Origin of the sequence: Pseudoalteromonas sp. MMG022 (assembly GCF_021654245.1) — a bacterium.
Taxonomy (GTDB): Bacteria; Pseudomonadota; Gammaproteobacteria; order Enterobacterales; family Alteromonadaceae; genus Pseudoalteromonas; species Pseudoalteromonas amylolytica.
In genome coordinates, this window is the sequence record NZ_JAKFZQ010000037.1 from 1 (window position 1) to 13,544 (window position 13,544).

Consider the following 13,544-nt stretch of genomic DNA (forward strand, 5'->3'; position numbering starts at 1 on the left):
TGTGAGTTCCATCGCTTTTTTGTACTGAAACCTCAATTTAGAGTCGAAATTACATCGCTATAAGCTACTATTAACATAGTTGAGTCTGTTTAAAACCTAATTTACATCTTTATATTGTACTGGATGTTTGCGGTGATTTTTTAAATAGTCTTTGTATATCAAATATATTAGGTATTTATGCCCGTAAGAACCATTCCAAAAAACTATCGCAATGTGACAGGAATTGCAGCGCACAGTAAAGCTGATGGGCAAGCAATGTTTGAGTCAACACTGGAGCGAGACTTTATAAGCCTACTTGAATTCGACAAGCACATAAGTCGGTTTGAGGTTCAGCCTGTTAAAATTACGTGGCTAAATAATGAAGACAAGCGACGTAGTTATACGCCTGATGTACTAGCCTTCAGGCAAGGTGAAAAACCCACTTTATATGAAGTAAAGTATCGAAGTGATCTCAAGGTAAATTGGGACAAGCTACAGCCGAAGTTCCGGATGGCTATCAAATATGCAAAGGAAAATCAGTGGAGGTTTAAAATCGTCACTGAAAAGGAAATTAGAACACCCTATCTGGAGTCAGTTAAGTTTCTTCTCCCTTTTATAAGGCAAGGTGCTAGTGAAGAAGCAGATATGGCGCTGCTAGTTGGAAATTTAAAAAAGCTGGGGCGCACAACTCCGACAGGGTTACTTGAAAAGATATACTCTGATCCGTGGAATCAAGCCAGATTGTTGCCAACATTGTGGTATTTGATTGGAACGGGTCAAATTGGCATGAATCTCAACCAAAAGATCACCATGACACGAGAGATATGGAGCTGTTGATGTGAATAAGTCGTTAGTGTTAGAGCCAGGGAAAAAGGTCTCAAGGGAAGGTAAAAACTACCGTATTGCTGAAGTGTTTAATCTGTCTAAAGTGATATTAGTGGATGAGTCAACAGGTGAAACGTTAGAAACTAAAGCCGAATCATTGTTGCCTCCTCTTGAAGTTGAACCTCGCAAATGCGACGAAGAGCTCATGCTTATTTCAGAAGAAGCTTGGGAAACTGCCAATAAAAGATACGAGGTCATCAAGCCTTTAGTTAATAAAGGTGGGCGTACGAGAGACCAAGTTATTGAAAGAGCTCAAGCGCATGACTTACATGTGAATACGGTGTACTTATGGCTTCGCTCATATGAAGGTTCAGGGTTACTTACCTCGTTGTTACCAAAGACGAGAAGTGATAAAGGAGCGATTAAAGGCGACCAAATAGTTGAAGAGATAATTAAAGAAGCAATCGCAACAGAATACCTCACCAAACAGAAGAAAATTGTTCGAAAGGTTATTGATGCCGTGAAAGCCCAATGTTTAAAAAGAGGGCTTACGCCACCTCATGACAATACAGTTAGGAACCGAGTTAAAGCGTTACCACTTGAGCTAGTGTCAAGAAAGCGACATGGGCGTAAAAAATCAGACAATGACTTTAAACCTATAGAGGGTAAATTCCCTGGCGCGGATTGGCCACTCGCTGTGGTGCAAATAGATCACACAAAGCTTGACATCATTTTAGTGGATGATCATTACCGAGCGCCGATAGGAAGACCTTGGATCACTTTGTCATTTGATGTGTTTAGCAGATTGGTGACTGGGTTTTATATATCGTTTGATCCCCCGAGTGCAATGACAACGGGGTTATGTCTCGCACACTCAATTTTGCCAAAAGAAAGATGGTTAGCAAAACTCGGTGTTAGCGGAGAGTGGCCAGTATGGGGGTTACCAGACAAAATTCATGCGGACAATGCAAAAGAGTTCAGGGGTAACATGCTAAAACGAGCTTGTAGTCAGTACTCGATGGATTTGGAGTGGAGGCCGGTAGCAAGACCTAATTATGGAGCCCATGTTGAAAGAGCTTTAGGCACATTATCGAAAGAAGTTCACGCTTTACCCGGTTCTACATTCGCAAACCCAAAAGAGAAAGGTGATTATGACTCAGAAAAAGCAGCAGCTTTAACGCTATCTGAATTTGAAAAGTGGCTTGCGGATTACATTGTTAATGTATACCACCAAAAGAAGCATTCAATGTTAGGTATGGCACCACTCGCTCGATATAAGCAAGGAATACTGGGCGATAGTGAAATGCCTGGTAGAGGTTTGCCAGCGAAAATAATAGATGAAGAAAAGCTTAAGCTGGATCTTATGCCTTTTGAAATGCGCACAATACAAGATTACGGCATTGTGGTAGATAAAATTTATTACTACCACGATGTTTTAAGACCTTGGATAAATGCGATTGATCCGCAAGATACAAAGAGAAAGCGCAAGTTTATGGTGCGTCGTGATCCCAGAGATATTAGCCTAATTTGGTTTTTTGACCCAGAGCTCAAGTCTTATTACCAAATTCCTTATCGGGATACCTCTCATCCAGCGATAAGTATTTGGGAGTTACGAGAAGCCCTTAAGCGTGTTGAAGAGTCAGGTGGCAAAATCAATGAACACACGATTTTTGAGGCATACGAGCGAATGCGAGAGCTTGAACAGGAAGCAGTTAACAAAACTAAAGCTGCAAAACGTTCACGGCAGAGACGAAAGAATCATACCCAAGCAGAAAAGCCTAACCCAATGCCAGCAGTTCAGGAGCAACCAGGCGAATTAGCAATTTCTACTCTAGATATTGAACCCTTTGATGATATGGATGAATGGTCATGAGCGATTTTAGTCACTTAAATGACAGTGCCAAAGGAATGCTCTCTTTAGAAGATGCTCAAAGGATTGAAAAAATACGTTCAGACCGCTGGATTGGTTATTCCAAAGCGAAAAACATATTAAACAAGCTTGAGGATTTGCTGGTACACCCTCGAACAGAAAGAATGCCTAACTTACTCATCGTAGGTGATACCAATAATGGCAAAACTATGTTGATGAAAAAGTTTTGTCGAAACCACCCAGCCGAAGACAACCCCGAAGGTGATGGAGTATTGGCACCTGTTATGTTCGTTCAAGCACCGCCTGTTCCTGACGAAGGCCGCTTTTATAACTCGATTTTAGAATTGCTATTTGCACCTTATAAACCGAGTGAGCGAGTCGATAAAAAGCAGTTTCAAGTCATTAAACTGCTTAGATATGTTGGGTTAAAGATATTAGTGATTGACGAAATTCATCATATTCTAGCGGGGAATACTAATCGCCAACGGGCTTTTTTAAATGTACTCAAATATTTGGGCAATGAGCTTCAAATTACAATAGTTGGGGTAGGAACCAAGGATGCATTTAGAGCACTGCAAACAGATCCGCAATTAGCTAATCGGTTTGAACCCGTAATGCTTTCTAGGTGGGAATTTGATAATGAGTATTTAAGGCTCTTAGCGAGCTTTGAGAGGATGTTGCCACTCAAAAAGCCATCGGTACTACACGAGCATAAACTAGCATCTCGTTTATTTGCTATGTCGGAGGGGTATATCGGAGAGCTAAGCAAAATATTGAATAATGCCGCGGTGTATGCGATTGAAAATAAAATAGAACAAATCACTTTAAAAGTGTTGGATGATTTGGATTGGATCACGCCCTCAGCAAGGAAACGTAGACTAGATGGCGTATCGTAAATGCTGTCTGGTAAGTTATGGCCAGCCCACCCTAAACCTTATAATGGAGAGTGCCTTTCTTCTTGGCTAGTCAGATGTGCTCATAGCAATGGGCTAAAGCTCCAAACGTTTTGTCGGCTAGAATTTGGTTCAAATTATCAACTGTGGAACAGAGACATAGACAGGCATATACCACAGTGGCTGTTGGGTAAAATAAGTGAGAAAGCGAGCGTGAGCTGCGAAGAGTTAAAAAAGCACACGCTTGCACTTTTTGAAGGACGTCTGTTTCCCGAACTTACATTATCGGGCCAGCTTAGATGGCTCTGCCCATTAGTAATTAAACACAGACTGCACAACGGGTACGGTATGCAGTTTTGCCCGCAGTGTTTGGCTGAAGGGGCTGAACCATACTATCGACTTTCATGGCGAGTCGGCTTTTATACCTTTTGCCCTTATCACCAAATAATAATGCATGACCGATGTACTGAGTGTGGCGCTAGTGCTTCCTTTCATCGTTGCGAACTCGGAAAACCAGGTATATACAAAGATGTGGATATGGCCTGTTGTTGGAAGTGTGGCTTTGATTTACGGCAATCTCCAAACCATCATGTACGCTTTTGGAACAAAGTGCTGTTTGAGCGCTGGGCAGCACAATTAAGAGCGATAGACAGGCAATTTGTTAACTGCGGGAAATTTGATTTTGATAGGCTGATATTGCTGCACCAGCTATGCAGGTTGATCGTCTCTGAGAGTTTAGCTCCAGATTTGCAAGACTATCTCTGCCAGAGCTGTAACCAGTCTGTTGTAAAGCTAATCGGGACTAGGGTTGCTTTTGAGCAGCGTGAATTAGTTGAGAGGCATTATGTTATTTCTCTAGGGAAGTGGCTTCTATTGAAGTATCCAAAGCGAGTTAACCAATTAATATCAAATAGAATTTTAAGAAAAAACTGGTTCTATAAAGACATCAATCGAGATAATGTTGCAATCAAAAACATATGTAGATTGTATGTTCTTTAACTAAAACTTCAATGTTACACTAAATGGTGTTACATTTATTTTCAATATAACACCATTTAGTGTAACATCTATGTTGTATTCTGCTTCAGAGATAGAAAATTGGTCAGGTACGAGCGAAGAGCTTGTTGATATAGTCAACAGGCTGGAAAACGAAATTGATGCTGTTAGAAACCGACCCGTATCGAAACGGACTGTTAATTACTACCGAACAAAAGGGATACTGGATGCCCCCACAGGCAAGAAGTATTTATATAGGCACCTTTTACAGTGTTTGTTGGCTAGAAAACTTTCCCAAGATGGATGGAAAGTTCAGAAAATTGCTGACTCGGTTCCTCAATTATCTACAGAGCAATGCTTGTTTTACTTGGAGCAACCGGTCAAATTTGAGGAACTCTTAAAGCAAGCAACCAAACCTACGAGAGAGGAACAGAACATATCCTGTGACGAAAGCGGATTCGTTTCGCCTTGGAAACTCTCGGAAGAGTTACTTGCGGTCCGTATGTTGGCTAAAGGTGTGTTAAAGCAATTTGTAGAGGTGGAAAATAACTCAATTGTCGATGGGACTAATATTCCCCCTGAATTGCGCACTGCCATGTGCCTGCTGAGTAAATTTAGAATAAATGAAGGCTTGGTCGATCATTGTGCTTCCATTCACGAGGTTTTAAATCGTTGCTACTATCCTTTAGGGGATGAATTTTGGAATATATCTAAGTTTCAAGATGAAGATTTTCCATATAAAGATACTGTATTGATAGATATAGACCACCGTTGCCCAACACAGGATTGCGTTGAGTTGGGAGATATTCATTCAGATGCAGATCTTCGAGAAAGGTATAGTTTTGAAGAGTTCATTAACTTATGTGCAGGTTTTGGGGCAACCCGTCATCAGGCATATACATTTATTCGTGGTTTTGTTGTTAAAAATCCAATTGTTGAAACAGAAGAGTTACTTAGTTTTTTAAAGGCTAACCATTTACAAAAAGCTGACAGCTTTTTACGAGTTGGATGCTATCGCTCCATTCAAGAGGCAGATCTTATTGATGGAAAGCTATACACCTGCAGCGGTTGCGGTTGTGCACTGAGGAAGTCTAAACCTTCTATCGGGCGTTGCAATATTAAGCAGTGCAATCTTTTTTCAGTAGATCAAAGTCTTATTCATGGTACTAAACCGAATTCTTCTTTGCTGATACTGAAAGCACATTTACTCCTTTACTGGTTTGGGCCAGGAATTGACGAGTTAAACATTTTTACCAAAGCTGAGTCTATTGGACTCAATTGCACTCTATTTCCTAACAGTGATCAATGCGATGTATCTATTGGTGGGTTCGATATAGGCATTGATGTTAAAGGGTATCAAAACCCCAAATTTTTAGCTCAGAAGCTATCAAAATCTATCGGCGGGTTATCTGACTACCACAAAAAAATTGTTGCCATAAATGACAATGTTATTAAGCAACAAGGTGATTATTTAGATGTTTTGAAAACTCTCTATTCGGGTTCCAAAAATTTGGCATTTATGTCTGTTAGCGATGTATTGATTTGGATGGAGGAACTGTAATGGAAGTTAGTTGGAAAGGTGTGAATATAATAAATTGGTTATGCGTATTTATGCATCGCTATTTGGAATGCCATGATCTCAGATTAGCCCCATTGTTATTATCGGGTTATAGGTCAGTGGCTAGCGCACCGAATCTTTGTGAACATAAACAAGCCTTACTTAATTTAAGGCGAAAGTGTTTCCATTTGAATAATTTGTCTGCCATTAGAAAAAGTGTAATTCGATATAACGATCATTATATTACCGAACAAAGGAAAGGTGAGCCTGACCGCAGACTGTTTAATATTAATGAGAAAACTCTAGAATTTTCGCTTGTGCATGATTTGCTTCCACTGGAAGTATCTGAAGCTATTAAGCAGCTTGAAATGCCACACGAATCGCTTCCGCATAAGGGCTTATTTGTTTCAAGCTCAGACTCTAAAAAGTTTATACAGATAAAGGACGCAAGTTCATCATTCACATATGAACTTGACGGCTTGCCAAATATAGAAAGGCCAGAACAACATGATTTTTCTCCTCCATATAAAGAACCCATCCAAATAGAGTTCAGCGAACTATTTGAACTAGCTCGAGAGATGGATGCGATTGATGAGGAAATGTCCTACCGCGCGGGTAACTGGTTTGAAAGATTAAAGAATATTATTTGTGAGATTCCGTTAGTTGATGGTCAATTTAAACAAACTAATAGAATAACTTTAGAGGCTGTAAAGCATCTAATAGGGCTTCCAGGTTCAGGGAAAACCACTTTGCTAGTTTGTGTAACTAATTGGCTATTTAAAAATGGATTTAGAACGGTCTTATTTTTCCCATCTATAGATGTATGTCGGCAATATCTAACAACTTTAAGACGTTATAATGTTGAAGCTGGTCTACTTATGGGGCGAAGTGGCAATACAAGAAAACGGCATGCTCACCAATTGGCGGAGACTATTGCTAGCGGAGATCACCTAAATGGATTTGCGCTTACAGCACCTGGGGCTGACTACTTTTCAACAACTTGTCCACTCTCTGCTTATACGACTGCAAGCGAGGCAGGACTAGTTCCAGAGGGAACTTTCTGTGAGGATGTACTTGAAAGGAATGAATCCCATTCACAGAACAAGAACAGCAATAGTGGTAAATTACAGCCAAGGCTGTGTCCTTTATGGTCTTGCTGTGGGTATCAAAAGGCTCCTAGGGAACTAGTCGGTTCGAAGGTTTGGCTTGGACATATAGCTTCAGCAGATACAGATGTCCCGAAGCATGTGATTGAGCAGCGTATGCGATATTTCGAACTAATCGCAAAAAGAAGTGATGTTGTTATTTTCGATGAGGCCGATAGAGTACAGAGCCACTTAGATGAACAAGGTATTGCAACCCTCTCTTTAACGGGGGATGTGAATTCTTTTAATGCTGATTTGCTCAATAGACAGAGAGAGTTGGCAGCAGGTCATAACTATCAGCTGGGAGACTCCCAGATTTTTTCATTCTATGTGAGCACACTCGATTTTAGTCGTTGTAGCCACCTTTTAGTTAATGCAGTTCAATCGTTGGATAGATTGCAATTGGCGAAATATGAAGGCGCACTTTTAACTCCAGCGAGGATACTCGGGGAGTTGATTTCTGGTAGTGGTAAGAATACGCACAAAGAAATATCCAATTCAGACAGCCTGTTCCGAAAGAAGGATGCTTTGTCCCAGTTGTGGGAAAGCGCTTCTGTGCATGCCTTTATAAACAGACTTGGTTCCCCTGACGAGGTGATAGGGAAAAATCTAGATATCAAATTTGTAGCCAAAAACTTATACATCACAGAGAGTGATGTAAAAGAACGCCATCAAACATTAGTTAATGCTTTTAGATATTGGCTAACAGAAGAAAGTGATTCTGGGCTGGATAATGCGTTAAAAGAAATTTTGGCAACGATTAACCCATATATCCAGGATGACCGTCAACCTCAGAAAATGCAACAGGCGCGATTACTAACAGCTGTAACCTTCACCATTATGGGTTATAGAAAATTAGAGCCGCATGCAAACGCATTAATTGATGAAGGATTTATTGAGCCGTTAAACATGGACCAACGATGTTCTGAAGAGTTGCTTAAGTATACGAATGATAACATCTTGGGGGGGTTGTCTGGGGTACGTTTCTTTACGTCTCGCAGTACAATCAATAACAGTGTTATTGAACATAAGAATATTAGGCTGCAGTACATATTGTTTGCGGGCTCTCCAAGAGCATATATGTATAACTTACATAAGTTTTGGGAAGGTTCAGTATCGAACCCGAAAGTACTTTTTACAAGCGCTACTAGCTTTCTTGAGAAAAGTCCCGCATTTCATGTTGAAAAAGAACCCGACTATGTTGTCAGGGGGAGCCAAGAGAAAGATCGTTCGGAACACAGCTTATTTACATTTCTGCCATTAAAAACCACACATCATGGTAAAGAGTTTTTGAGGTATAGTGGAGAAGCCTCTGAACAAAAGCGGAAAGATAATTTGGAAAGAATGGTTTTCCAATTGTTGAATAATGGTTTTGTTGAAAATGCTATAGATAAATTTGACGCTTACCCTAAGAAAAGAAAAGCAGCTTTCGTCGTAAATAGCTTTGAGCAATGTGAACAGTTGAAGTCCTTTATTGACGCAAGGTTCCCTGAGTGGAAGCACAGAACCGTTGCTCTGACAAAAGATGTTGGAAAGTTTGGTGACAAGCATGGGTATATTACTACATCGCAAGTGGAAGCAATTGGTGATGATGATTCAATTGAATTGTTAATTTTTCCAATGGGAGCCATTGGTCGGGGTGTCAATATTGTTTTCACTAAAGGTGAACGAGAAAGGGACGCGGCTATCGGTAACATTTTCTTTTTAACTCGTCCTCATCCATCGGTCGATGATCTTTCGTTACTTGTAAGTATTGCTGGTAGTAAGTCTGAAAAGTTTAACCAAGCTGATTTCTCTCATGTATCGGGGATCGAAGCTATTCATGAAGCGCTAAAAAAAGGGCGAAAAGAAGCCTATTTTCATATTGGACGATTACTACGAAACCCTTTGATGGCCAGTCGGTTGGGTAAGTTACTTGAACCCTTCACGGCCAATATCGCGGTTGAATTGCTACAAACTATAGGGAGAGGTATGAGGGGCGGCTGTGCAGTTCAGTGTTTTTTTGTAGATTCTGCATGGGCGCAAATGTCTTGCCGCGGCGAAAAGGATACACCTGTTACAAGTATGTTAGTTCAATTAGTGGAAATACTGGAAGACTGTATCAACAGCCCTAACCCTAAGCATGCATCAATATATAGCAGGTTATATGGATCTTTCCTTGAGCCATTGAGACGAACGAAAAATCTTAACTTTGAAAAGTTGGAATCTTATGAAGATCCAACCGAGCAAGAACCTTATGAACCCGGCTGCCTAACAAGAGATATCTTGGATAATTAACCTAGAAGGAAAATAGACTTATGAGCAACATTTCAATAAATATGAAACAGGACATGGCATTGGCTCTTTCTCCTCCGGATGAGTCTTCCCCCTTAATTGTTGATATTAGTAAAGTGAGTTGGACTCCTAAAGCTGTCTCATTATTTGCTGAAATGTTTAAACTTGCTAACAATAGTTTACCTCAAAATGATGGTGACGATGCTTTTATTTCTTTGCCGACAGGTGCACTTCGCAGTCTTCTTTACGCTGAATTGCCAAACCTGCTGTCGACGGACAATTATTTAGGCTTAAGTAGCTTTAATTTATATCGTAAGAAGCAATCTTTATGTTGCTTATTAAAACAAGTAGGTAATTGTAAGGATTCCGTATTTTCTTGCATAGAAGAGTGGGTTGAGGTCGATTTAACTCTATTTATTGAGCAGAATAATTTGCCTGACCATTTCAGAGATGAAGTGTTTGGATTATTGGATGACGATACTTTGGTTGATATATCAAGTGAATCAATTCAGTTATTTCCTTGGAGCAGAAGTGACATTGGTGGTCTGACCCCACCAAGTGAGGGATATCCATTATCGGCAAATGACATAGCATCGATTTTGGAAGGGGAAGAAATTTTCCCTGAACTACCACCTGTACATAGATTGGTCGGGAATAACAATAATAAGGCTGAGTTGATAAGTGTTCCTATCGATGACCATCAAGAAGGCAGATTCAGCTTAGTCTGTGAGATCTCCGTTGAAACCTTGCCTGGCGCAAAAGCGCCGATAGTTTATGTAAATTTTAAAAAGCGGAAATGGTTAGATAGCTTAAGCGATAAATATACGCGAAATAGAACTAAAAATGGTTACCTTATCGAACTTGAGGGCACTAGAGCTTACAATTTCAAGTTAGAAAAAACAGTCCAAAGTAATTGGAAGTGGACACCTGATTGTGCATTTTCCGCCCTAGCTCGTAAGTTTGGGATAAAGTATATAAGTACTGGCGAAAAACGATTTGAAGTTGATGCGAATTGTTTTATTGGACTCGCTCACGACTACGATAGTGAGGGAGAATTACAGAATAAAATAGGAACAGGTGTACCTGAAAAAGACAGAAAGGATGCATTCAATATTGTATATGAAAAGTTATCCGTATACGGGTTTACAAGATTTTCAGATTTCGAACGAATTAAAAACCCGTTGAAGGCTTATTCAAGCATTCTTTATTTAAATAAACTTGTAAAAGATAGAAATAGAGAGTTAAAGGAGTCTGCTGCTGACTCATTTTATTTGGGGGAAGCTTTGCCGGAGCAGTTCTTTGACTATTCGAATATTCCAACTGTTGGATCGGATAAAAAGATATACCTTCCTGAGTTGATTAACGCATATTTAAGTGATGTAGACGTTACCAAACATATCGAAGATATGACGGCGTATATGATTACAAGCTCTCCAGCGGAAGGGGATGTATTAAAACGTATAGCGCAAGTTCTATTTGGCGATAGATTATCTATAAAATCAATAGCATTACCTGATTTTGTCCATGGGCCGAGAGATTCCCTACCTTCAAAGGAAGAAAAGAAAAAGCATCAGAGAAAGAAAAAGCGCCAAGAAAGATGGCTAGAATTTATTAAGACTGTTATTCCTACTTCAAATAAAGCTGTCTGCTTGATACAGGCACCTAAGTTCTACCCTACAGAGTCGGGGGTTAAGGTTGATGATGAAGTTAATAAACCCGCTGCAAAGCTAGCTTTTGCGGGGAGCTCCGCTATTCCTGTGCAATACTTGTTGCCTCCTGATAGAAGGAGTAATTCAACGAGTAAACTTGAACAATATGTGATGAAAGCCCAACAGGCATTATTAGATTTAGTTTTTGGGCATTTGGGGATGTTACCAGGCTTAGCTAAGCGAGCCGCCAATTACCACACTGAAAAGAAGTTGCCTCAATACCTATATGGTATAAATGTTTATGCTGCGACAAATGAGACTAGGGCAAAGTCAGCGGAAGTCGCCGTAGCGTCTAGAGTAAATGTTAGTTCCGGGTTAACAGAAGTGAAAATAGGGCACCAACTAGCTGAATCTGTAATAACCGATTGGATGCCTTTTACGAAAGCAATCCAATATCTAACTCAGCGATGTATGTCCACTCTTTCATTGGGGAAAAAGAAAGCTGATAGGCAGGCATTGTTTCAATATTTTTGCTCGGAAGTATTAGATGAAGCTGAAAGAAAAACTCCACTCGCATATGTTTACATTAAAGCTGAGGGGGGGCGTAAGTATTGGTCATTGCTTGCTGATTCTGGTGTACTTCAGTTAGTCAACGAGGCGAAAACTAGATGGCCATCCCTACGAATTGTTCGAGTAAGGGAGCAAGCTCCAAAACTAATCCAGGAAAAATTTGATAATGATGGTATAGATAAAACGACTACTACTGTTAGTATGTTTAACGTCAGGGCTTCAGACATACCTGTATATTGGTCATTGGGTGAGCCAGTTCAGCAATATACCCGTGGGTTAAGTTGTTATCGTTCGCTCATCGTAAGTCAGGCGCATCCAAAAACGAAAGAAGTTTCAATTAAAGAGTTTGCTCCCGATATTGGTCAAGCTATGAGACCAAATGCGGCGGAGTTTGTAGTAGTTTCATCCCTTCCTGATGAAGATATCGATAAGGTTGCTCAATTTACGGGATCTCTCCGTAGAGGAGTTGTTCCTGCTAGGCTGGAGACTTGGGTTAAAACACCATCACCATTGTTTGTGCTCAACAAGTTGGAAGAGTATTTGAAGCTTTAATTGGTTGATATTTATATAAATTTTATAATTGGCAGGTCCTTGGATAATGAGTGTTGTTTACTCTATATATGCTTTGGTTGATCCTCGAGATATGAAAGTTTTCTACATTGGAAAGACTTCCAGAGCGCCTCAAGAGCGGTTTGAAGAACATATACAAGAGGTTTCCGGTGATACTCCCAAACAAAAAAGATTAAGGGAGATATATGATGACACAGGGCTAATCCCTGATTTTATAATTTTAGAGGATGGGATTGAATGCAATAAGGCTGCTTTTACCAGAGAGGTTTATTGGGTTGAAATATTTCGTATGGCAGGAACTGTATTAACAAACTCCTCTGTTGATTATGAAGGCGTACATTTCTTAACTGAAAGTCATTATGGCCCCATCAGAAAAAAAGGACATTGGTCGGTTGATATCAGTATTGATAAGTTAATTAGCGATTTTAGTACCCGAGAATTCTTTCAGATTGAACTCTACCCAACATTTACCCCAATCAAGGCTGGAAATATAAAAGCTGACATTAATTTCTCAAAAGAAAGAAATTTAAATTTTACTGAAGGTCGACTACTTAACCACGGGTTACCAATAACAGTAGAGGAAGTTATGTTGGTTCAGCATAGATTTGAACAAGGTGATACTGTTGAGGTGCTTGAGGCTTTTTTCCAACGAAGTCGAAAAAGCATTGAATATATGATTGGCATTGAGCTTGAGGGAAAGAGTTATGTCTAATGGGATCTCTATAGTTCATACGACTTTGATTTAGGGGGAACGGTGGATACTAAATTTTTAGATGGTAAGAACTTACTGGTTGGTATGAATACATCCAAGCTGTTAACTCTTAAGCGTGATTTGTTACTCTTTGATGGATTCATTGACGCAGATGATGGCGCGGACTTCCCTGAGATCTGTAAATCGGTTTTAGATCAGATGAAAATTTATGTGGATGACATCTATAACGAAGTTAAGTATCCATTTGTATCTTCAATGCTATCGTTTAGTGAGCTAAGCTCAAAAAGGGTTTGTGAGAAGCTTTAATGAATTATCACTAGAGTCATCAGATCTTAATTTTGAATCAGCTATCACCGCAGCTGGAAATCTTTCTGGCAAATTACAAGAACTAGAATTGAAAGCTAGATCTAATTTAGGTATTCGGATCCGTCCTCAAAACGAAATTGAAAATGAAATGGTTTATGTTGCTACTGAAAAATTAAGAGATAAAAGCGCATTGGCAA

9 protein-coding genes are annotated in these 13,544 nt (G+C 39.8%); all 9 read left to right on the forward strand.

Going from position 1 to position 13,544, the window contains the following annotated elements:
* Nucleotides 1-177 precede the first annotated feature (177 nt).
* Entirely contained in the window at nt 178-816 is a 639-nt protein-coding gene (locus L1070_RS19890) for a TnsA endonuclease N-terminal domain-containing protein (protein ID WP_237126873.1), read from the forward strand.
* A gap of 1 nt (nt 817) precedes the next feature.
* Nucleotides 818-2,677, forward strand: a complete 1,860-nt coding sequence (locus tag L1070_RS19895) for a Mu transposase C-terminal domain-containing protein (RefSeq protein WP_237126874.1) — start codon at nt 818-820, stop codon at nt 2,675-2,677.
* A complete protein-coding gene (locus tag L1070_RS19900; protein ID WP_237126875.1) occupies nt 2,674-3,570 on the forward strand; it encodes a TniB family NTP-binding protein in 897 nt (298 codons plus the stop codon). Before L1070_RS19895 ends, L1070_RS19900 begins: the two co-directional genes overlap by 4 nt.
* Before the next feature lie 1,066 nt (nt 3,571-4,636).
* Nucleotides 4,637-6,124, forward strand: coding sequence for a hypothetical protein (locus tag L1070_RS19905; RefSeq protein ID WP_237126876.1), 1,488 nt, complete (start codon nt 4,637-4,639; stop codon nt 6,122-6,124).
* Nucleotides 6,124-9,543, forward strand: a complete 3,420-nt coding sequence (locus L1070_RS19910; protein WP_237126877.1) for a hypothetical protein — start codon at nt 6,124-6,126, stop codon at nt 9,541-9,543. The genes L1070_RS19905 and L1070_RS19910 overlap by 1 nt, the downstream gene beginning before the upstream one ends.
* A 20-nt stretch (nt 9,544-9,563) precedes the next feature.
* Nucleotides 9,564-12,311 (forward strand): DUF3962 domain-containing protein, encoded by a 2,748-nt coding sequence (locus L1070_RS19915; protein WP_237126878.1) that lies wholly within the window; start codon nt 9,564-9,566, stop codon nt 12,309-12,311.
* Nucleotides 12,312-12,357: 46 nt separating this feature from the next.
* On the forward strand, nt 12,358-13,041 hold the full coding sequence (locus L1070_RS19920) for a hypothetical protein (protein ID WP_237126879.1): 684 nt from the start codon (nt 12,358-12,360) through the stop codon (nt 13,039-13,041).
* 42 nt (nt 13,042-13,083) lie between these two features.
* Nucleotides 13,084-13,347: a hypothetical protein gene (locus L1070_RS19925; protein ID WP_237126880.1), complete on the forward strand. Its 264-nt coding sequence runs from the start codon at nt 13,084-13,086 to the stop codon at nt 13,345-13,347.
* The coding region (locus L1070_RS19930; RefSeq protein WP_237126881.1) for a hypothetical protein at nt 13,334-13,544 on the forward strand (211 nt) is incomplete at its 3' end. The genes L1070_RS19925 and L1070_RS19930, both read left to right, overlap by 14 nt.